Origin of the sequence: Sulfitobacter sp. M85 (assembly GCF_029285915.1) — a bacterium.
GTDB lineage: Bacteria > Pseudomonadota > Alphaproteobacteria > Rhodobacterales > Rhodobacteraceae > Sulfitobacter > Sulfitobacter faviae.
In genome coordinates, this window is record NZ_JABECQ010000004.1 from 176,608 (window position 1) to 196,243 (window position 19,636).

At 62.5% G+C, this 19,636-nt stretch carries 20 protein-coding genes; 15 read left to right on the forward strand and 5 right to left on the reverse strand.

Annotation, left to right across the window (positions count from 1 at the left end):
* Positions 1 to 70: 70 nt before the first annotated feature.
* From HKX24_RS09470 to HKX24_RS09515, 10 genes are all read left to right on the forward strand, one after another.
* The gene (locus tag HKX24_RS09470) at positions 71 to 397 is read left to right on the forward strand and encodes a hypothetical protein (RefSeq protein ID WP_271691978.1); all 327 of its coding nucleotides are present in this window, start codon (positions 71 to 73) and stop codon (positions 395 to 397) included.
* A gap of 177 nt (positions 398 to 574) precedes the next feature.
* The gene (locus tag HKX24_RS09475; protein WP_271691977.1) at positions 575 to 1,690 is read left to right on the forward strand and encodes a PRC-barrel domain-containing protein; all 1,116 of its coding nucleotides are present in this window, start codon (positions 575 to 577) and stop codon (positions 1,688 to 1,690) included.
* Between the two features lie 154 nt (positions 1,691 to 1,844).
* Positions 1,845 to 2,807, forward strand: a complete 963-nt coding sequence (mdh, locus tag HKX24_RS09480; RefSeq protein ID WP_067261933.1) for a malate dehydrogenase — start codon at positions 1,845 to 1,847, stop codon at positions 2,805 to 2,807.
* Between the two features lie 252 nt (positions 2,808 to 3,059).
* Entirely contained in the window at positions 3,060 to 3,443 is a 384-nt protein-coding gene (sdhC, locus tag HKX24_RS09485) for a succinate dehydrogenase, cytochrome b556 subunit (protein WP_271691976.1), read from the forward strand.
* Between the two features lie 11 nt (positions 3,444 to 3,454).
* Positions 3,455 to 3,826, forward strand: a complete 372-nt coding sequence (gene sdhD, locus HKX24_RS09490) for a succinate dehydrogenase, hydrophobic membrane anchor protein (protein WP_132446572.1) — start codon at positions 3,455 to 3,457, stop codon at positions 3,824 to 3,826.
* Between the two features lie 28 nt (positions 3,827 to 3,854).
* Positions 3,855 to 5,660 (forward strand): succinate dehydrogenase flavoprotein subunit, encoded by a 1,806-nt coding sequence (gene sdhA, locus HKX24_RS09495; RefSeq protein WP_209217448.1) that lies wholly within the window; start codon positions 3,855 to 3,857, stop codon positions 5,658 to 5,660.
* Positions 5,660 to 5,995 carry a hypothetical protein gene (locus HKX24_RS09500; RefSeq protein ID WP_271691975.1) on the forward strand — a complete coding sequence of 112 codons (336 nt, stop codon included), beginning with the start codon at positions 5,660 to 5,662 and terminating at the stop codon, positions 5,993 to 5,995. Before sdhA ends, HKX24_RS09500 begins: the two co-directional genes overlap by 1 nt.
* A gap of 10 nt (positions 5,996 to 6,005) precedes the next feature.
* A complete protein-coding gene (locus HKX24_RS09505; RefSeq protein ID WP_067261891.1) occupies positions 6,006 to 6,785 on the forward strand; it encodes a succinate dehydrogenase iron-sulfur subunit in 780 nt (259 codons plus the stop codon).
* A gap of 54 nt (positions 6,786 to 6,839) precedes the next feature.
* Positions 6,840 to 7,055, forward strand: a complete 216-nt coding sequence (locus HKX24_RS09510) for a hypothetical protein (protein ID WP_276153931.1) — start codon at positions 6,840 to 6,842, stop codon at positions 7,053 to 7,055.
* Between the two features lie 52 nt (positions 7,056 to 7,107).
* Positions 7,108 to 8,757, forward strand: a complete 1,650-nt coding sequence (locus tag HKX24_RS09515; protein WP_271693845.1) for an FAD-binding dehydrogenase — start codon at positions 7,108 to 7,110, stop codon at positions 8,755 to 8,757.
* A gap of 191 nt (positions 8,758 to 8,948) precedes the next feature.
* Here the strand turns inward: HKX24_RS09515 and deoD are convergent, their stop codons facing one another.
* The 3 genes from deoD to HKX24_RS09530 form a co-directional block, all read right to left on the reverse strand.
* Positions 8,949 to 9,653 (reverse strand): purine-nucleoside phosphorylase, encoded by a 705-nt coding sequence (gene deoD / locus HKX24_RS09520; RefSeq protein WP_271691973.1) that lies wholly within the window; start codon positions 9,651 to 9,653, stop codon positions 8,949 to 8,951.
* Between the two features lie 199 nt (positions 9,654 to 9,852).
* On the reverse strand, positions 9,853 to 10,197 hold the full coding sequence (locus HKX24_RS09525; RefSeq protein ID WP_271691972.1) for an H-NS histone family protein: 345 nt from the start codon (positions 10,195 to 10,197) through the stop codon (positions 9,853 to 9,855).
* Positions 10,198 to 10,280: 83 nt separating this feature from the next.
* Positions 10,281 to 12,248 carry a protein meaA gene (locus HKX24_RS09530; protein WP_271691971.1) on the reverse strand — a complete coding sequence of 656 codons (1,968 nt, stop codon included), beginning with the start codon at positions 12,246 to 12,248 and terminating at the stop codon, positions 10,281 to 10,283.
* A gap of 165 nt (positions 12,249 to 12,413) precedes the next feature.
* On the opposite strand from HKX24_RS09530, the gene HKX24_RS09535 reads away from it, so the two are divergent.
* From HKX24_RS09535 to HKX24_RS09555, 5 genes are all read left to right on the forward strand, one after another.
* Entirely contained in the window at positions 12,414 to 13,811 is a 1,398-nt protein-coding gene (locus HKX24_RS09535; RefSeq protein ID WP_271691970.1) for a 1-acyl-sn-glycerol-3-phosphate acyltransferase, read from the forward strand.
* Between the two features lie 125 nt (positions 13,812 to 13,936).
* Positions 13,937 to 15,217 (forward strand): crotonyl-CoA carboxylase/reductase, encoded by a 1,281-nt coding sequence (gene ccrA, locus HKX24_RS09540; protein WP_271691969.1) that lies wholly within the window; start codon positions 13,937 to 13,939, stop codon positions 15,215 to 15,217.
* A 191-nt stretch (positions 15,218 to 15,408) separates the two neighbouring features.
* Positions 15,409 to 15,615, forward strand: coding sequence for a hypothetical protein (locus HKX24_RS09545; RefSeq protein WP_082851964.1), 207 nt, complete (start codon positions 15,409 to 15,411; stop codon positions 15,613 to 15,615).
* Positions 15,563 to 16,282, forward strand: a complete 720-nt coding sequence (locus HKX24_RS09550; protein WP_271689355.1) for a LuxR family transcriptional regulator — start codon at positions 15,563 to 15,565, stop codon at positions 16,280 to 16,282. Before HKX24_RS09545 ends, HKX24_RS09550 begins: the two co-directional genes overlap by 53 nt.
* Positions 16,283 to 16,362: 80 nt before the next feature.
* The gene (locus HKX24_RS09555; protein WP_276153932.1) at positions 16,363 to 17,901 is read left to right on the forward strand and encodes an AAA family ATPase; all 1,539 of its coding nucleotides are present in this window, start codon (positions 16,363 to 16,365) and stop codon (positions 17,899 to 17,901) included.
* On the opposite strand, the gene HKX24_RS09560 is transcribed toward HKX24_RS09555, so the two are convergent.
* Together HKX24_RS09560 and HKX24_RS09565 are read right to left on the reverse strand one after the other, a co-directional pair.
* Positions 17,898 to 18,665, reverse strand: coding sequence for a TIGR02186 family protein (locus HKX24_RS09560; protein ID WP_209217439.1), 768 nt, complete (start codon positions 18,663 to 18,665; stop codon positions 17,898 to 17,900). The genes HKX24_RS09555 and HKX24_RS09560 overlap by 4 nt on opposite strands.
* On the reverse strand, positions 18,662 to 19,576 hold the full coding sequence (locus HKX24_RS09565; protein ID WP_067261874.1) for a sulfite exporter TauE/SafE family protein: 915 nt from the start codon (positions 19,574 to 19,576) through the stop codon (positions 18,662 to 18,664). Before HKX24_RS09565 ends, HKX24_RS09560 begins: the two co-directional genes overlap by 4 nt.
* Between the last annotated feature and the right edge of the window lie 60 nt (positions 19,577 to 19,636).

Consider the following 19,636-nt stretch of genomic DNA (forward strand, 5'->3'; position numbering starts at 1 on the left):
GGGGCCGGTGCGAAAGACGGCGCATTGCCATCCCCCAAGGATCACGCCTTTCGATGCGAAGGCAGATGCTATGACAGGTTTCGTTAAATTTCTTCACCTCGCGGCGCTCACCGCGGCTTCGGCGATTGTGCTGGCCACCACGACCGAGGCGCAGACGCCGCGCAATTGCGCGCCGCGCGATCATGTGGTGCTGCGGCTGGCCGATGGCTATGGCGAGACGCGCCAGTCCATGGGGCTGGGCGGCGATAATGCGGTGGTTGAGGTTTTCGCCTCCGACCAGACGGGCAGTTGGACGATCACGGTCACCGGGGTCAACGGCATCACCTGTCTTGTCGCCTCGGGCCAAGGGTTCGAGGCGCTGGCGGAGGAGTTGACCGCCAAGGGCGAAGACGCCTGAGGGAGGAATTTATCGGGAAAGCGCGGGCGGCCTGGGGCCGCCTTTTCTATGTTTGGGGCTTGCCGCTGCTTGGGCGAAGTTCCGCCATTTATTTGTGCCGCCGTGGAACTGGAAAGGGCCATCCGGGTTGTGGTTCCAGAAGAGCAAGCAACGCTCATTTTTGGAAGGAGACCTACAATGAAACGTTTTCTGAGCACGACGGCCATCGTATTGACCATGACCGGCGCAGCCTTTGCTGACGCGCATTCCGAAGGCTTTGGCAACGTTGCCGTAGAGCAGACAGATTTCCTTGCATCCGACTTGATCGGCATGCGCATCTACAACTCCGAAGCCGAAGTTGACGCGGCCACCCCCGTCGCCGATGGCGCCGAGCAGGAGTGGGATGATATTGGCGAGATTAACGACATCATCGTGTCGCAGGACGGCGAAGTGACTGCCGTGATCCTCGGCATCGGCGGCTTCCTTGGCATGGGCGAACGTGACGTTTCCATCTCCATGGACAAGATTCGCATCCTGAACGACGAAGGCGGCGAGCGCTTCCTTGTTGTGAACACCTCGAAAGAAATGTTGGAGCAGGCGCCTGAGTTCGAACGCCCCATGATGGATGGCGAGCAGATGGAAAGCGACGCCATGAACGAGACTGACGCGAACGTCACCGTCATCAACGGCGAGACCGATGCCGAAGAGATGGCGAACGATGTCGAAGCCGAGACCGAGGAAATGGCCAATGACGTAGAGGCCGAGGCCGAGGAACTGGTGCAAGACACCGAGAACACGGCCGAGAACCTTGAAGCCGAGACCGAAGAGATGGCCAATGACGTAGAGGCCGAATCCGAGGAAATGGCGCAAGAAGCCGAAACCATGATGGAGAACGCCGAAGCCGAGACAGAAGAAGCTGTCAACGAAGCCGAAGCCAACACCACCGTGATCACAGGTGACGAAACCGTTGAGCGTGAACTGCTGCCGCGCCCCGAAGTTGAGCGTGAAGGCTATGCCAACGCCGAAGCCGAGATGATCGAGCAGATGAGCGCCGAAGACCTCGAAGGCTCCTATGTCTATGGCGCCAACGATGAGACCGTCGGTGAAATCGACTCGCTGCTGATCGGCGACAACGGCCAGATTGACCGTGTGGTCATCAACGTGGGCGGTTTCCTTGGTCTGGGCGAAAAGCCGGTGGCCGTGACATTTGACGAACTTCAGGTTCTGCAAAACGTGGAAGGCGACGACGTGCGCATCTACATCGACAGTACCGAAGAGCGTCTGGAATCGCAGCCTGAGTACCAAGGCGACTAATTCTTCGCCTTAAAGTTCAGCAATTGGCCGCCCCTCGGGGCGGCCTTTTTCGTGGTGAGGGCAGGGGTTAGCCGCCCGCCAATGCTGCAACTTGCACGGGACCGTGCATTTCGGTATCTCCGGCGCAAATGAAACCTCTGTCGGAGACATGACCATGGCCAGACCCAAAATCGCGCTTATCGGCGCGGGGCAAATCGGCGGCACTCTCGCCCATCTCGCAGCGTTGAAAGAATTGGGCGATGTCGTCCTGTTCGACATTGCCGAGGGCACCCCTGAGGGCAAAGCTCTCGATATCGCGTCGTCGGGCCCCTCGGGCAAGTTCGACGCCACCATGTCGGGAACGCAAGACTACGCCGACATCGCCGGCGCGGATGTCTGCATTGTCACCGCCGGTGTGGCGCGCAAGCCGGGCATGAGCCGCGATGACCTCTTGGGCATCAACCTCAAGGTTATGAAATCCGTGGGCGAGGGCATTGCCAAACACGCCCCCGACGCCTTCGTGATCTGCATCACCAACCCGCTTGATGCGATGGTCTGGGCGCTGCGCGAATTCTCGGGCCTGCCGCACAACAAGGTCTGCGGAATGGCTGGCGTGCTGGATAGCGCGCGTTTCCGCCACTTCCTCGCGACCGAGTTCAACGTCTCGATGAAAGACGTCACCGCCTTCGTTCTGGGCGGCCACGGCGACACCATGGTGCCGCTGGTGCGTTACTCCACCGTCGCAGGCATCCCGCTGCCCGATCTGGTCAAGATGGGCTGGACCACGCAGGACAAGCTCGACGCCATTGTGCAGCGCACCCGTGATGGCGGTGCCGAGATCGTTGGCCTGCTGAAGACCGGTTCGGCCTTCTATGCGCCTGCTACCTCCGCGATCGAGATGGCTGAAGCCTATCTCAAAGACCAGAAACGCGTGCTGCCTGCGGCGGCGCATGTCGATGGGGCCTACGGCTTGAACGGCTTCTACGTGGGCGTGCCCACCGTGATCGGCGCAGGCGGTGTTGAGCGTGTCGTCGAGATTTCGATGAACAAAGACGAGCAGGCGATGTTCGACAACTCCGTCAACGCGGTCAAAGGTCTGGTCGAAGCCTGCAAAGGCATCGACGAAAGCCTCGCCTAAGCTTCACGGCATATGCGTTCGAAAGCGCGTCCCAATCGGGGCGCGCTTTTTCGTTCAGGGGTGGGGCAGTTTTGTGATCACACGATAATATGCTGTGATCACAAAAACGGGTAGGACCACATCACTCTGTCATTTTTCCACCGAAACACCGGCCAAACCCCGCAGATTCCCCGCAGTTCCCCGTGACAGTCCTGTAAAAACCGCTATCAAGATGCAAAGCACAGGACAAAGCACAGGACAAAGGACCGCGCCATGGCCGATGTGAACCGGGGTAACCGCCCGCTTTCCCCGCATTTGACGATCTACCGCCCTCAATTGACCTCTATGACGTCGATTCTCACCCGGATCACCGGCAACGCGATGCTGTTCACCGCGCTGCTGATCGTGTGGTGGTTCCTCGCCGCGGCCACGTCGCTTGAGTATTTCGACACCGTGAACGGGATTATGACCAGCTGGTTCGGTGATCTGGTCTTTACCCTGTCGCTCTTGGGCCTGTGGTATCACACGCTGGCCGGTGTGCGGCACCTGATCTGGGACACGGGCCGCATGCTCGATATCCCCACCGCGGAAAAGCTGGGCTGGACCGTGCTGATCGGATCGGTCGTGCTGACCATCCTGACCATCATCATCGTTTGAGGAGCGACACCATGGCATACATGACAGATCGCAAACGCGCCCGCGGCCTTGGCTCGGCGAAAACCGGCACCGCGCATTTCTGGGCGATGAAAGTCTCTTCGCTGGCGCTGTTGGTCCTGATCCCGCTGTTCGTCTTTACCTTCGGCAGTGCGCTCGGCGGCACATATGAAGAGATCCTTGCCTATTACGCGCGTCCCTTCCCGGCCATCGTGGCGGCGCTGACGCTGATCGTGGGCTTTAAACATTTCAATGACGGCGTGCAGGTGCTGATCGAGGACTATGTCCATGGGCTGGCCAACAAAGTCGCCCTCATCGTGATGACCATCATCAGCTACGGCGCAGCAGCGGTCGGCGTTTTCGCCATCGCCAAGCTCGCCCTGTAACAATACGCCCAAACGGGAGACCGATTAAATGGCAGCATATGAATACGAAACCCACGAATATGACGTTGTCGTGGTGGGGGCAGGCGGTGCTGGTCTGCGCGCGACTTTGGGCATGGCGGAGCAGGGGCTGCGCACGGCCTGTATCTCTAAGGTGTTCCCGACCCGCAGCCACACAGTGGCCGCGCAGGGCGGCATCGCCGCGTCCTTGAGCAACATGGGCCCCGACAACTGGCAGTGGCATATGTATGACACGGTCAAGGGCTCGGACTGGCTGGGCGATACCGACGCGATGGAATACCTCGCCCGCGAAGCGCCCAAGGCGGTTTACGAGCTTGAGCATTACGGCGTGCCCTTCTCGCGCACTGAAGAGGGCAAAATCTATCAGCGTCCCTTCGGCGGCCACACCACGGAATTTGGCGAAGGCCCGCCCGTGCAGCGTACCTGCGCCGCCGCTGACCGGACCGGTCACGCGATCCTGCACACGCTTTACGGCCAGTCGCTGAAGCAGAGCGCGGAATTCTTTATCGAATATTTCGCCATCGATCTTATCATGTCGGACGACGGTGTCTGCCAAGGTGTGCTCTGCTGGAAGCTCGACGACGGCACCATGCATCTGTTCAGCGCCAAGATGGTCGTGCTGGCGACAGGCGGCTATGGCCGTGCGTACTTCTCGGCCACCTCCGCACATACCTGCACCGGCGACGGCGGCGGCATGGCGGCCCGTGCGGGTCTGCCGCTGCAAGACATGGAATTCGTCCAGTTCCACCCAACCGGCATCTACGGCGCGGGCTGCCTGATCACCGAAGGTGCGCGCGGCGAGGGGGGCTACCTCACCAACTCCGAGGGCGAGCGCTTCATGGAGCGCTATGCGCCGACCTATAAGGATCTGGCGTCGCGCGACGTGGTCTCGCGCTGCATGACGATGGAAATCCGCGAAGGCCGCGGCGTGGGTGAGAATAAGGATCACATCCACCTGCACCTCAACCACCTGCCGCCGGAAACGCTGGACCTGCGCCTGCCGGGCATCTCGGAATCCGCACGCATCTTTGCCGGTGTGGACCTCACGAAAGAGCCGATCCCGGTGCTGCCCACCGTGCACTACAACATGGGCGGCATCCCCACGAACTACTGGGGCGAGGTGCTGAACCCGACCGCCGACAACCCCGATGCCGTAGCACCCGGCCTGATGGCTGTGGGCGAGGCGGGCTGTGCCTCGGTACATGGGGCGAACCGTCTGGGTTCCAACTCGCTCATCGACCTCGTGGTCTTTGGCCGCGCCGCCGCGATCCGTGCGGCCAAGATCGTCGACGCCGACAGCCCGGTGCCCGCGCCGAACCTCAAATCGGTCGAGAAGGCTTTCGATCGCTTCGACGGTCTGCGCAATGCCAAGGGCGGCACGCCGACAGCCGAACTGCGCCTTGAGATGCAAAAGACCATGCAGGCCGATGCCGCCGTCTTCCGCACCGACAAGACGCTGGAGGAAGGCCGCAAGAAGATGATCGACGTGGCCGACAAGCTGAACGATCTGCATGTCACCGACCGCAGCCTCGTGTGGAACTCGGACCTGATGGAGACGCTGGAGCTGACCAACCTCATGCCCAACGCCACCGCCACGATCACCGCCGCCGCCGCGCGGAAAGAGAGCCGGGGCGCGCATGCGCATGAGGATTACCCTGACCGGAACGACGACGAATGGCGCAAACATTCGCTGGCCTGGTTCGACGGCAACGATGCCAAGCTGACCTACCGCGCCGTGCACCTCGATCCGCTGACCAAAGAGGATGAAGGCGGCATCGACATGAAAAAGATCGCCCCCAAGGCACGGGTGTATTGATGGTCCGCACAGCACTCATCGCGGCCACACTGCTCGGCCTTTCGGCCTGTGTGGAGGTTCAGCAGGCGGTGGATGACACCGCCCGCCAGACCTCCAAAGGCGTGGTGACCGAGGTTCTGGCCACCCGTTTCCCGCAGGTGCCGAAAGAGCTGATCACCCCCTTCACCGATTGCATCATCGACAATGCCAACGCGCTGGAGCTGCGCGAATTGGCCCGCGCCACCGTGGTTGGCGTGGATGACACAACAACGGGCACCGTGCGCACCATCCTGTCGCGCCCCGAGACCCGCACCTGCCTGCTGGCCGCCGCGCCCGCAGCCGGTCTGACGCTTTAGGAGACGCATAATGGTTCAACTGACGCTTCCGAAAAACTCCCGCATGACCAGCGGCAAGACATGGCCCAAGCCCGAAGGGGCGACCAACCTGCGCGAGTTCCACATCTATCGCTGGAACCCCGACGACGGGAAGAACCCGGCGCTCGACACCTATTTCGTCGATATGGACGATTGCGGGCCGATGATTCTCGACGCGCTGATCAAGATCAAGAACGAGATCGACCCGACCCTGACCTTCCGCCGCTCCTGCCGCGAGGGCATCTGCGGCTCTTGTGCTATGAACATCGACGGGATCAACACGCTGGCCTGCACCTACGGCATGGAAGAGATCAACGGCGTGGTGAAGATCTACCCGCTGCCGCATATGCCGGTGGTCAAGGACCTCATCCCCGATCTGACTCACTTCTACGCCCAGCACGCCAGCATCCAGCCGTGGCTCGAGACCGACACGCCCGAGCCGCGCAAGGAGTGGAAACAATCGATCGACGATCGCGCTAAGCTTGACGGTCTGTATGAGTGTATCATGTGCGCCTGCTGCTCGACTTCTTGCCCCAGCTACTGGTGGAACGGCGACCGCTACCTCGGGCCGGCAGCCCTGCTGCATGCCTACCGCTGGATCATCGACAGCCGGGACGAGGCGACGGGCGAGCGTCTGGATGACCTTGAAGACCCCTTCAAGCTCTACCGCTGCCACACGATCATGAACTGCGCAAAGACCTGCCCCAAGGGGCTGAACCCGGCGGCGGCGATTGCCAATATCAAGAAGCTGATGGTCGAGCGGACCGTCTAATCCACCCAATCCGACAGGAAGGCCCGGCCAAGCGCCGGGCCTTTGGTTTTTCCCATGATCCTGCCCTTCGTCATCGTTATCGTCTTTGTGATCGTGCTGATCTTTGCCCGGCGCAACGCGCCCACGCGGGACTGCCGCTGGCGCGAGGACCGGGCGGGGGACAAAGGCGCGCTGCGCAAATACCACTGCGTCGCCTGCGGGGCCGAAGTCTACCGCAGCGAAGGCCCGCCCGACCGCTGCCTCAAAGGGCTCGACACCCCGCGTCTGTGACTTGCTTTTGCCCCCAGCCCGCCGCAAGCTTGCCGGAACAGGGGAGGCAGCAATGGGTGAGCGTTTCAAAGCAGATGTGATCGTCGTGGGGGCGGGTCTGGCCGGCATGGTCGCCGCCCATGAGGCCGTGCTACGCGGCCGCCGGGTGCTGCTCATGGACCAAGAAGGCCCGCAAAGCCTCGGCGGGCAGGCCTATTGGTCGCTCGGCGGTCTCTTCATGGTCGACACGCCCGAACAGCGCCGCATGGGCATCCGCGACAGCGCGGAACTCGCCTATCGCGACTGGATGGGCTCGGCGCAGTTCGACCGGGCAGAAGACGCCAATCCCCGCAAGCTCGCGCAAGGGTTCATCGACTGGGCGGCAGGCGACATGCGCGCTTGGCTGCACCAGATCGGCATGCGCTGGTTTCCGGTCGTCGGCTGGGCAGAGCGCGGCGGGGCAGGGGCCGGAGGCCACGGCAACTCCGTCCCGCGCTTTCATATCACTTGGGGCACCGGCATCGGCGTCGTCGGCCCCTTCGCGCGGCTGATGCAGGACTACGCGGCGGAGGGCAGGCTGCGCCTTGGCTTCCGCCACCGCGTCACCCGGCTGGTGACCACCGACGGCGCGGTCACCGGCGTGGCGGGCGAGGTGCTGGAAAACAGCGACGCCCCCCGCGGTCAGAGCACATCGCGCAATATCACCGGCGACTTCGAACATGCCGCCGAGGCCGTCATCCTCACCACCGGCGGTATCGGCGCCAACCACGATCTGGTGCGGCAACACTGGCCCAAAGACCGCCTCGGCCCCGCGCCGCGCCACATGGTCAGCGGCGTGCCCGACTACGTCGACGGCAAGATGCACGCCATCGCCGCAAAGGCCGGGGCAGGGCTCATCAACGAAGACCGCATGTGGCACTATTGCGAAGGCGTCCAGAACTGGAGCCCGATCTGGCCAAACCACGGCATCCGCATCCTGCCCGGCCCCTCGTCGATGTGGTTCGACGCGCGCGGCGACCGGATGGAGGCCCCCTGCCTGCCCGGCTTCGACACGCTCTCGACCCTCAAACGCATCCTGCAAGCAGGCGAACACAGCTGGTTCATCCTCACGCAAAAGATCATCGAAAAGGAATTCGCCCTCTCGGGATCCGAACAGAACCCCGATCTCACCTCAAGCAAATGGGGCGAAGTCTTGAAAGCACGGCTCGGGAAGGGGGCAACCGCCGCAGTCGAGGCTTTCAAAGAAAAGGGCGCGGATTTCATCGTCGCCGAGGACTTGGAAACCCTCGTCACCCGCATGAATGCCCTCACACCCGAGGCCCCCGTCGCCCTAGAGCACATCCGCGCCCAAATCGCGGCCCGCGACGGCCAATTGGGCAACCCCTTCGCCAAAGACGCCCAGATCACCGCAATCCGCGGCGCCCGCAACTACCGTGGTGACCGCTTGATCCGCACCGCCAAACCCCACGCCATTCTCGATCCGGCCAACGGCCCGCTCATCGCCGTGCGCCTCAACATCCTCACCCGCAAATCCCTCGGCGGATTACACAGCGACACCCAAGGCCGCGTGCTCACGTCTGCGGGCACCATCCTCCCCGGTCTCTTCGCCGCCGGAGAGGTCTGCGGCTTCGGCGCCGGCGGCTACCACGGCTACAACGCCCTCGAAGGCACCTTCTTAGGCGGCTGCCTCTACTCCGGCCGCCTCGCCGGCAAACACGCCTGAAAGACGCGCCACACCCCATCCCTTCATCCTTTCCCAAATACCTTCCGCACTCTCCCCACACGCGAGCGCCAACCAACGAAGCACCCCCCTCGCTCACACCACCCGCCAAGCCACGAAAAAAGGCGCGACCCCCGCCGCGCCCCTTCATCCTTTTTCAAATACCAATCCCGCCCTCTCAGCAGGCGCCGCACTCAGGCAAAGGCCGCCTCCAGCGCAATCTCGACCATATCGCCAAAACTCTTTTCGCGATCCTCCGACGGCAACGCCTCGCCGGTCTGCAAATGATCGCTCACCGTCAGCACCGCCAAGGCACGCCGCTTGTGCCGCGCGGCCAGCGTGTAAAGCTCCGCCGCTTCCATCTCGACACCGAGGATGCCATGGCGCACCATCTGCTCGTCAAGGTCGGGGCGCTCCGCATAAAATACATCCGAGGAATAGATCCCGCCCACATGGGTCTTAGCTTCGAGCTTTTCGGCGGCAGCGACAGCAGCGCTCAAAAGGCCGTAATCGGCGCAGGGGGCGTAGTTCAATTCGCGGAAAATGCCGGAGGAGGGCGAGGTGATTGTGCTCGCCGTCATGGCGATGATCACGTCACGGATGCCGACATGGGATTGCATCCCCCCGCAAGAGCCGATGCGGATCAGGGTCTGCGCGCCATATTCGGTCATTAACTCATTGGCGTAGATCGACAGCGACGGCATGCCCATGCCCGAGCCTTGGATCGTCACCCGGTTGCCGCGCCATGTGCCGGTAAAGCCGAGCATACCGCGCACTTCGTTGACCAGTTCGGCCCCTTCGAGATAGGTCTCCGCCGCCCATTTTGCGCGGTAGGGGTCGCCGGGCATCAATACGGTTTCGGCGATATTGCCGGGTTTTGCGCCAATATGGACGGTCATTTCTGTCTCCTGATGTTTGGCGTATTTTGCCCGCGCAAGGCGGGCTTCACAAGGGCTGCGGTGGGGCAGGGGGCGTGACGTAAACTTCCGCTCGGCGCCGTACGGGCGGTGACTATCGAATTCACATTTCCGTTAGCAATAAAAAAGCGCCGGTGAATTGCTATTCAACCGGCGCGAAATTCCCGTATTTCGGGAAGTATTAAACCCGCATCGTTTCCGGATCGGCACCATTCTCTACTTGGGCGCGGAACCAATTCGGCTGGCGGCCTTTTCCAGTCCAAGTCTGGGACGGGTTCTCCGGATTGGCGAACTGGGGTTTCGATTTCGGACCGGCGGGCGCTTTGCGCGTCTTCTTGGCCTTCTTGGGCGCGGGGGCCTCATCAGCTAACTCATTCAGGGAAAAGCCATATTCCGCCGCTGCCTTTTGCGCCGCCTTGCGTGCGGCGCGGCGTTCGCGCGCCTGTGCGGCCTGCAATGCCTTTTTGACATCCGACAGAAGTTTCTCCAGTTCCTTGCGGCTCATGGATTTCAGGTCTTTTTCCATATCTGATATTTCCTTTCCAGATTGTGCTGGTAGAGGGAATTATAGAGGCAATAAGTTAATTGCACGATGTATTTTGTGTCAGCCTATTCCGCCGCCACCGCTTTGGGATCGGCGAGCGTAATGATATCCTGCATGATGACGTTTAATTCGAAGTCCTTCGGCGTATAGACCTGCGCAACTCCAGCGGCGCGCAAACGGGTGGCGTCGGCCTCGGGAATGATGCCGCCGACGATGACGGGAATATGGGTCAACCCGGCCTCGGCCATGCGTTTCATCAGGTCTTCGACCAAGGGCACATGGGAGCCCGAGAGGATCGACAGGCCGACCACATGGGCGGCTTCCGTTTGTGCTGCTTCGACGATCTCCGCAGGTGTCAGACGGATGCCTTCATAGCTGATGTCCATGCCGCAATCGCGGGCGCGGACGGCGATCTGCTCGGCCCCGTTTGAGTGGCCGTCGAGCCCCGGTTTGCCGACGAGGAATTTCAACCTGCGGCCCAGTTTGTCGCTGACCGCGTCTACCGCATCGCGCAGGTCGTCCAGACCTTCGGTCTTGTTGGACTGGCCTGCGGAAACCCCTGTGGGGCCACGATATTCCCCGTGAACGGCGCGCATCTGCGCGGCCCATTCGCCGGTCGTCACCCCGGCCTTCGCGGCCGCGATGGAGGCGGGCATGATGTTCTTGCCCGCCTGCGCCGCGGCGCGCAGATCGGCCAGCGCCTTTTTCACGGCACCCGCGTCGCGCGCGCTGCGCCATGCGTCGAGCCGGGCGAGCTGGTCGGCCTCGGCGCCGGGGTCGGATTGCATGATATCGCCCGCGCCGGTCATCAGGGGCGAGGGCGCGCCTTGCTGCCATTTGTTGACGCCGACCACGACGGTTTCGCCGCTTTCGATGCGGCGCAGCCGGTCGGCATTGCTTTCGACCAAACGTCCTTTCATGTAATCGATCGCGGAAATCGCGCCGCCCATCCCGTCAAGATTCGCCAATTCCGCCCGCGCGCCTTCTTTGAGCAATTCGACCTTGGCATCGACCGCCGGGTTGCCGTCGAATAGATCGTCGAATTCCAAAAGATCCGTTTCATGGGCCATGATCTGCTGCATCCGCATCGACCATTGTTGATCCCAGGGGCGGGGCAGGCCGAGGGCTTCGTTCCATGCGGGCAATTGCACGGCGCGGGCGCGGGCTTTTTTCGACAGGGTCACGGCCAGCATTTCGATGAGAATACGGTAGACGTTATTCTCGGGCTGTTGTTCGGTCAGCCCCAGTGAATTGACCTGCACCCCATAGCGGAAACGACGGAATTTTGGGTCTTCAACCCCATAGCGCTCGCGGCAAATCTCGTCCCAAAGATCTACAAAGGCGCGCATTTTGCACATTTCAGTGACGAAACGGATGCCTGCGTTCACGAAGAAGGAAATGCGGCCGACCAATTTCGGGAAATCCTCTGCCGGGACGCGGGGTTTCAGCGCGTCGAGCACGGCGGTGGCGGTGGCCAGCGCGAAGGCCAATTCCTGTTCCGGTGTCGCGCCCGCCTCTTGCAGGTGGTAGGAACAGACGTTCATCGGGTTCCATTTCGGCACATTCGTATAGCAGAATTCGGCCACATCCGCGATCATCTTAAGCGATGGCGCGGGCGGGCAGATATAGGTGCCGCGGCTAAGGTATTCCTTGATCAGGTCGTTTTGCACCGTGCCTTGCAGCTTTGAGACATCCGCGCCCTGTTCCTCGGCCACCGCGATGTAGAGCGCCAGCAGCCATGGGGCGGTGGCGTTGATCGTCATTGAGGTGTTCATCTGTTCCAGCGGGATGCCGTCAAACAGCGCGCGCATATCGTCGAGGTGATTGACGGGCACGCCCACCTTGCCCACCTCGCCACGGCTGAGCACATGGTCGCTGTCATAGCCGGTTTGGGTCGGCAGGTCGAAGGCCACGGAAAGCCCGGTCTGCCCGCGCTCAAGGTTCGAGCGGTAGAGCGCGTTAGACGCGGCGGCGGTGGAATGGCCCGCATAGGTGCGAATGAGCCAGGGGCGGTCTTTCTGCGGTTGGGTCATCGTGGCCTCATGAATCTGGGTGGCAATAAAGTTGCGTTGTGACGTTGATAGGGGAAATAATATGCCTCTGTCAATTCGCTGCGTTGCGGCATCACTCGGGCCGCTTGGGCGGGCGGGAAACAGATAAATATTGTCCTCTCGCCCCCGCGCTGTAAGGGTTAAGCTATGACGCAGACTGTGCAATTGCCCCTTTGGCTGTTCATCCTCATCGTGGTTTTCGCAGCCGTCACGGCGCTGAGCCATTTTCTGCTGCCTTCGGTGCGTTGGTTCTTTCGCCGGCGGCTTGAGCGGGCGGTGGCGCGGTTGAACAAGCGGCTGACGCGGCCCATCGAGCCCTTCAAACTGGCGCGGCGGCACGACATGATTCAGCGGTTGATCTATGATCCGGAGGTCAGCCAAGAGATCGTCAACTATGCCCGCAGCAACGGCGTGCCGGAAAACGTGGCCTTTCAAAAGGCGCGGGAATATGCGCGTGAGATCGTGCCGCGGTTTTCGGCCTTCGCCTATTTCAGTTTCGGCATCCGCTTGGCGCGGCTGTTGACCAATACGGTCTACCGGGTCGAGACGGCGGTCAGCAACGAGACGACATTCGCCGCGCTGCCGCGGGATGCCACGGTGGTCTTCATCATGAACCACCGGTCGAACATGGATTACACGCTGGTGACCTACCTCGCCGCGCGGTCTTCGGCGCTGAGCTATGCGGTGGGGGAATGGGCGCGGGTTTGGCCGCTAAGCACGTTGATCCGCTCGATGGGGGCGTATTTCATCCGCCGTCGGTCGCGCGGGGCGCTTTATCGCAAGGTTTTGGCGCGCTATGTGCAGATGGCCACGACGGGCGGGGTGACGCAGGCCTTCTACCCCGAGGGCGGCTTGAGCCTGACCGGGGCCTTGCAGCCGCCGAAGGTCGGGCTCCTGTCCTATGTCGTGGATGGGTTCGACCCCGAGAGCGAGCGTGACATCATTTTCGTGCCCGTGGCGATCAATTATGACCGGGTTTTGGAAGACCGCGTGTTGATCGCCGCCGGGCAGCGCGGAGACCGGCGTTTTGGCGCGCGGATCACGGTGGTTGTGGGCTTCGTGCTGCGCAAGATGTGGCGACTGCTGCGCGGGCGCGACACGCGTTTTGGCACGGCGGCGGTGACCTTTGGCGATCCGCTGTCGTTGCGTCGTACCGGGGCCGGGGTGCCGGTCTCGGAGTTGTCCGAGATGTTGATGGACCGGATCGCGCAGGCGATGCCGGTGCTGACCGTGCCGCTGATCGCGCGGGTGATGTTGCAGGCCGCGCGCCCGATGAAGGAGGCCGATCTGCTGGCCGAAGTGGCTGCCACTTTGGAGCAGATGCCACCGCGCAATCGGGTGCCGAAGCCGGACGTCCTGCCCGAGCGGGTCGCCCGCGCCGTCGCGCGGCTCAAGAAACGTGGCGTCATTTCCGAAGGCCCAGAGGGGCTGGAGATCGTCGAGGGGCAGGGGCCTGTTTTGGCCTTCTACGCTAATTCCATTGCACATTTCCCCTCGAAGGATGCTGCACCTGCGGCAGAAATTGCTGCGACTGCTGGGTCATAAAATTACAAACTACGGTATCTAGGGGTTGCATTGTTGCGCGGTGGATCATATCCCGAAAGGGAGCCGCCGCGATTCTGCGGTGCGGCACAGACCTTGTAGACACCGATCACCGGCAGGAGGCCCACATGGCACTGGATACGAAACACGCCGAATATGACGCCCCGCAAAAGGACCTCTATGAAGTGGGCGAGATGCCCCCGATGGGGCATGTCCCGAAACAGATGTATGCTTGGGCGATCCGCCGCGAACGGCACGGCGACCCGAACAGCGCGATGCTGCAAGAGGTGGTCGACGTGCCTAAGCTCGACAGCCAAGACGTGCTGGTCCTCGTGATGGCGGCGGGCATCAACTACAACGGTGTCTGGGCCGCGCGCGGCGTGCCGATCAGCCCCTTCGACGGCCATGGCGAGCCTTACCACATCGCGGGCTCCGATGCCTCGGGCATCGTCTGGGCGGTGGGCGATAAGGTGACCCGTTGGAAGGTCGGCGATGAGGTGGTGATCCACTGCAACCAAGACGACGGCGACGACGAGGAATGCAACGGCGGCGACCCGATGTATTCTCCCAGCCAGCGGATCTGGGGCTACGAGACGCCCGACGGCTCTTTTGCGCAGTTCACCCGGGTGCAGAGCCAGCAGCTGATGCCGCGGCCCAAGCACCTCACGTGGGAAGAGAGCGCCTGCTACACGCTGACGCTGGCGACCGCCTACCGGATGCTCTTTGGCCATGAGCCGCATGACCTGAAGCCGGGCCAGAACGTGCTTGTCTGGGGCGCCTCCGGTGGCCTCGGCTCCTATGCGATCCAGCTTATCAACACTGCGGGCGCCAATGCGATCGGCGTGATCTCGGACGAGAGCAAGCGCCAGTTCGTGATGGATTTGGGTGCCAAGGGGGTGTTGAACCGCAAGGACTTCAACTGTTGGGGCCAACTGCCCACGGTGAACACGCTGGAATATGCCGAGTGGTTCAAGGAAGCGCGCAAGTTCGGCAAGGCGATCTGGGACATCACCGGCAAAGGCGTGAATGTCGATATGGTCTTTGAGCACCCCGGTGAGGCGACCTTCCCAGTCTCCACCTTCGTGGTTAAAAAGGGCGGCATGGTGGTGATCTGCGCAGGCACAAGCGGGTTCAACCTGACCTTCGACGTGCGCTACATGTGGATGCACCAGAAGCGCTTGCAGGGCAGCCACTTTGCCCACCTCAAACAGGCGAGTGCCGCCAACAAGCTGATGATGGAGCGGCGGCTCGACCCCTGCATGTCCGAGGTCTTTAGCTGGGCCGATCTGCCCGAGGCGCATATGAAGATGATGCGTAATGAGCATAAGCCGGGGAATATGTCGGTACTGGTGCAAGCCCCGACGACCGGGCTGCGCACGTTGGAAGACACGCTGGTCGCCCGCGACTGAGCGACACGGATCGGCTAAGATGAAACCCCCGTGGCTTCGGCTGCGGGGGTTTTGCGTGGTGCCCTGTCGAAACAGAGGCTTAGCGCCCGCAGCCCCGCTATTTATGGGGGGGCAGAAAGCGCGGATGGTGCAAAATAATGTACATGCTATGGTTGTATTAATCTGCCATTAACCAAAGCTGGGCGACCCTCATGCGAGATGATTGGATATTGGACGTTTTGGCCGATCTCAGGGCTTTTGCCATGGCGAACCAACTGCCGCGCACGGCGGAACAGTTGGACGACGCGGCGCTGATCGCTCTGGCTGAGATGTCCTTGCAACGCGAAAGGGCCATGGGCCGGACGCATGAGGATAGAGCCGCATCTGGAACGGATTTGGGAAAGGCTGGCGCAGGCTGATGGCCAGCCCGCCCTTGGGCAGGCCTGCAAAGACCTGCGCGATCACTTTGGCATTTTGCATGTCGTCTATCACTGGGTCGACACGGCGGGGGTGCAATATGGCTGCGGCACCTATGGCGCGCTTTGGTCTGAGCGCTATCAGGCGCATAACTACCTGCGCATCGATCCCGTGGTCGCGGGCTGCTATCGCCGGTTCGAGCCGGTGGATTGGAAAGACCTCGATTGGTCCTCTCGCGCGGCGCGGCAGTTTCGCCGGGATGCTTTGGACCATGGGGTTGGCGATCAGGGGTTCTCGGTCCCGATCCGGGGGCCGCATGGGCAATTCGCGCTTTTCACCACGAACCACAGTTGCACCGATCGGGTTTGGGCCGCTTTCACCGCGCGGCACCGGCGCGATTTGATCTGGGCGGCCCATTGCTTCAACGAAAAGGCGCTGGCGCTGGCCCCGGAGCGGGCACCGGGTGCGGTGCAGGCGCTGTCCCCGCGCGAGGTGGATGCGATGACCCTGCTGGCGGTGGGCTATAGCCGCGCGCAGGTGGCTGACCGTCTGTCGATCTCGGAACATACGCTGCGGGCCTATGTGGAAAGTGCCCGCTTCAAACTGGGGGCGTCCAACACCACCCATGCGGTCGCCCGTGCGCTCAGCCGGGGGCTGATCGTCGTCTAAGGCGGGTAATCCACATGAATCACAGGCGCGCGGGGCAAAGCCATCTGGCCCCCGGCGCGGGGCTCATTTAGGGTCGCCGAATGACATCTACCGCGCTCACCTATTCCGAAGACCAAGCCGCCGCCCATGACAAGGTGGCCGATATGCTGCGCTCTGCGGGCATCGATCTGGACGACTCGCTTTTGATGCCGCCTGCGGGCGGGCCGGATCAGGTGATGGCGGTGACCGGCAAGGCCGGATCGGGCAAGACCCTGCTGCTGGCCGAGCTTTACCGCGCGCTGGAAGGGGCCGGGGTCGAGATCGTCTCGGGCGATTACGAATCGCGCAAGAAGCGCGAGAAGCGGACCTTGGCGATCCTCGCGCCCACCAACAAGGCGGCGAGCGTGCTGCGCCTGCGCGGGGTGCCCGCGACGACGATCCACCGCATTCTCTATACGCCGGTCTATCACCCTGAATACGAGCGCATCGCCGAATGGCTGACCGGCAACGGTGAGAAGCCCGAGATCGAGGGCCTCAGCGAAATGGCGTTGGACCGGGCGGCGGCGTTTTTCGCGAACAACAAGTCGGTGCCCGGTGCGCTGGCGGCGGCGGGGCTGGGTGGCAGCGACTTCATCACCGGCTGGAAGCGGCGGGAAGAACCATTGGACATCGGCTTTGTCGACGAAAGTTCGATGCTGGACGACAAGCAGTTCGAGGATTTGAAAGAGATTTTCCCGACGCTGCTGTTGTTCGGTGACCCGGCGCAGTTGGCGCCGGTGGGGCAATCGGGCACGATGGTCTTCGAGAAACTGCCCGAGAAGCGCGTCTTGAACCTCAACCGCATCCACCGGCAAGAGGCCGACAACCCGATCCTTGATCTCGCCCATGCGCTGGCCGATCCGCAGTTGGAGTTTCATGACTTCGAGCGGATGATCGAAGACGCGGCGCGCCGCGATGACCGCGTGGTCTGGGGCCAGCGTGTTGAGGTCGACCTGATGGCGCGCAGCCCGGTGCTGGTCTGGCGCAATGCGACGCGTATTCGGCTGATCAATGCGTTCCGCAGCGTGCATGGCGCGCCAGATGATGCGTTGCTGGCGGGCGAGCCGCTGATCTGCGATGGGATCGAACTGCCGCTGAAACACCGCAAGAAACGGCTGGACCTTGAAGCGCGGGGCCTAATCAAGGGCGCGCAGGTGGTCTATCTGGGCGAGGGGCGCAAGCCCGGCTTCAGCCGCTTGCATGTGATCGGGGCCGAGGACCCGCAGGTGAGTGCCGCCTCGATCGTGAAGATCGAGAAACCCGACGAAGAAGAGCCCTTCATCCCCTTCGCCGCGCGCATGGGGGCGACCTTTCTGCACGGGGCGGCGGTGACGATCCACAAGGCCCAAGGCAGCCAGTGGGAGAATGTGCAGGTCTTTGCGCCCGATCTCTATGCCGCCGCGCGGATGGGGCGGTCGGAGGCGGGGCAGCCGCTGTGGAAACGGCTGGCTTACGTCGCCATCACCCGCGCTCAGGAGCGGCTGATCTGGGTGGTGCGCAACCGGCTGAGCAAGCCTTCGGGGCCGTTGCGGGTGGATGATCTGCGGGCCGCGCCAGCGGCGGCGCTGACGCTTGAGGCGACCGAGGATGGCGCGGCTTAGCGGCGCATGAGGCCGAAGACGGCAGAGGCGCCCCAGCCCGCCGCAACCGCGATGAAGAGCGAAAGAAGCCCATAGAGAAACGCCTGTTGATGGGCGAGGTTGAACAGCCAACGCTCCATCCCGACTTTGCGGACATCGATGATCGTCTCATATTGCGCTACCACATCGCCGCCGCGCGTGAGGAAAATCCGCGTGTCATAGGCCCCTTCGGTGAGCGAGGCGGGCAGAGCGACGGCGGCGCGGAAGAGGGTCTGTTCATCCACCTTCACCCCGTCTTCGATGACTTGGTAAAGGTTCGCATCCTTACGCACGCGGATCAGCGCGTCGGTGAATTGGGTGGGGTCCGCGATCTCCATCGGGGCGCCGACCGACCGGATGGCGCGGGGGATGGAGATGCGGTGACGCAGGTCTTCGATGCGTTTTAGCACCTCGGCCAGCGGGCCGGAGGTGACCACGGCGTAGAAGCTCGGCGCGCGGTCGACCTCAACCGCGGCGGTGTTCACCCAGATGCCAAAGCGCCGCTCTTTGCGGCGCACCATCACCGGGGCCGAGGGGCCGGAGACGGTAATGACGACTTCGAGCGGCGCGCCATCGGGGATCGGGGTTTCGCGTTTGACGGCCCCGTAGACGAGGATCTCGGACCCGTCGAAATTGGTGGTGATGGAGACTTCGGCCTGGCTGAGGCCAAGCACGATTTCCTCTTCCGCCGTGGCGGTCAGGGCCGTGAAACACAGGCCAAGGAAGGCGATCACCGCACGCATCATTCCGCCGCCACCGGGCTGAGAGAATAGAGTTCCGCCGGTTCCAGCAGAAGGTCGAGCGCAAGCTTGCCGCAGACCGCCAAGACCAGCACCGCCAGCAAGATACGCAACTGCTCGGCCTGCATCCGCACGCCGATGCGCGTGCCCACCTGCGCGCCCAGCACACCGCCGACGAGCAAGAGCACCGCCAGCACGATGTCGACCGTCTGGTTGGTGGTGGCATGCAGCATGGTGGTGAAGCCGGTGACGAAGATGATCTGCAACAGCGAGGTGCCGATCACCACTTTGGTCGGCATGCCGAGCAGGTAGATCATCGCAGGCACCATGATGAAACCGCCGCCCACGCCCATGATCGCCGAAAGCATCCCGACCGCCGCGCCGACCAGCACCGGCGGGATCACCGAGATATAGAGGCCCGAAACCCGAAAGCGAATTTTGAACGGCAGCCCATGCACCCAATAGTGCTTCTTGCGTTTGACCCGGCCCCCCTTGCGGGTGCGGCGGATGGCGCGGAGCGATTCCACGAACATCAGCCCGCCGATAATGCCAAGGAAGACGACATAGCAAAGCGTCACCAGCAGATCGACTTGGCCGAGCGATTTCAGGTAGTTGAAAATGAACATGCCGATGCCGGAGCCGATGAGGCCCCCGGCCAGCAGCACCCAGCCCATTCGGAAATCGACCGTCTTTCGCTTGAGATGCGCCAGAAGCGCCGAGAAGGAAGAGGCCACGATTTGATTGGTCGAGGTCGCCACCGCCACGGCGGGTGGGATGCCGACAAAGAACAGCAGCGGCGTGATCAGAAACCCGCCGCCGACGCCGAACATGCCCGACAAGATGCCCACGATGCCGCCCAACCCCAAAAGGAGGAAGGCGTTGACCGATACTTCGGCGATGGGCAGGTAGATTTGCATGACGTTTCCTAGCCCCGAACGGCCGCGCAGTTCAACATAGCTTGTCGCGGTGAGGCGACT

Excerpts from the sequence above, each read along its gene's own strand:
- HKX24_RS09470 (WP_271691978.1), top strand. The coding sequence starts at position 71 with ATGACAGGTTTCGTTAAATTTCTTCACCTCGCGGCGCTCACCGCGGCT.
- HKX24_RS09475 (WP_271691977.1), top strand. The coding sequence starts at position 575 with ATGAAACGTTTTCTGAGCACGACGGCCATCGTATTGACCATGACCGGC.
- mdh (WP_067261933.1), top strand. The coding sequence starts at position 1,845 with ATGGCCAGACCCAAAATCGCGCTTATCGGCGCGGGGCAAATCGGCGGC.
- sdhC (WP_271691976.1), top strand. The coding sequence starts at position 3,060 with ATGGCCGATGTGAACCGGGGTAACCGCCCGCTTTCCCCGCATTTGACG.
- sdhD (WP_132446572.1), top strand. The coding sequence starts at position 3,455 with ATGGCATACATGACAGATCGCAAACGCGCCCGCGGCCTTGGCTCGGCG.
- sdhA (WP_209217448.1), top strand. The coding sequence starts at position 3,855 with ATGGCAGCATATGAATACGAAACCCACGAATATGACGTTGTCGTGGTG.
- HKX24_RS09500 (WP_271691975.1), top strand. The coding sequence starts at position 5,660 with ATGGTCCGCACAGCACTCATCGCGGCCACACTGCTCGGCCTTTCGGCC.
- HKX24_RS09505 (WP_067261891.1), top strand. The coding sequence starts at position 6,006 with ATGGTTCAACTGACGCTTCCGAAAAACTCCCGCATGACCAGCGGCAAG.
- HKX24_RS09510 (WP_276153931.1), top strand. The coding sequence starts at position 6,840 with ATGATCCTGCCCTTCGTCATCGTTATCGTCTTTGTGATCGTGCTGATC.
- HKX24_RS09515 (WP_271693845.1), top strand. The coding sequence starts at position 7,108 with ATGGGTGAGCGTTTCAAAGCAGATGTGATCGTCGTGGGGGCGGGTCTG.
- deoD (WP_271691973.1), bottom strand. The coding sequence starts at position 9,653 with ATGACCGTCCATATTGGCGCAAAACCCGGCAATATCGCCGAAACCGTA.
- HKX24_RS09525 (WP_271691972.1), bottom strand. The coding sequence starts at position 10,197 with ATGGAAAAAGACCTGAAATCCATGAGCCGCAAGGAACTGGAGAAACTT.
- HKX24_RS09530 (WP_271691971.1), bottom strand. The coding sequence starts at position 12,248 with ATGACCCAACCGCAGAAAGACCGCCCCTGGCTCATTCGCACCTATGCG.
- HKX24_RS09535 (WP_271691970.1), top strand. The coding sequence starts at position 12,414 with ATGACGCAGACTGTGCAATTGCCCCTTTGGCTGTTCATCCTCATCGTG.
- ccrA (WP_271691969.1), top strand. The coding sequence starts at position 13,937 with ATGGCACTGGATACGAAACACGCCGAATATGACGCCCCGCAAAAGGAC.
- HKX24_RS09545 (WP_082851964.1), top strand. The coding sequence starts at position 15,409 with ATGCGAGATGATTGGATATTGGACGTTTTGGCCGATCTCAGGGCTTTT.
- HKX24_RS09550 (WP_271689355.1), top strand. The coding sequence starts at position 15,563 with ATGAGGATAGAGCCGCATCTGGAACGGATTTGGGAAAGGCTGGCGCAG.
- HKX24_RS09555 (WP_276153932.1), top strand. The coding sequence starts at position 16,363 with ATGACATCTACCGCGCTCACCTATTCCGAAGACCAAGCCGCCGCCCAT.
- HKX24_RS09560 (WP_209217439.1), bottom strand. The coding sequence starts at position 18,665 with ATGATGCGTGCGGTGATCGCCTTCCTTGGCCTGTGTTTCACGGCCCTG.
- HKX24_RS09565 (WP_067261874.1), bottom strand. The coding sequence starts at position 19,576 with ATGCAAATCTACCTGCCCATCGCCGAAGTATCGGTCAACGCCTTCCTC.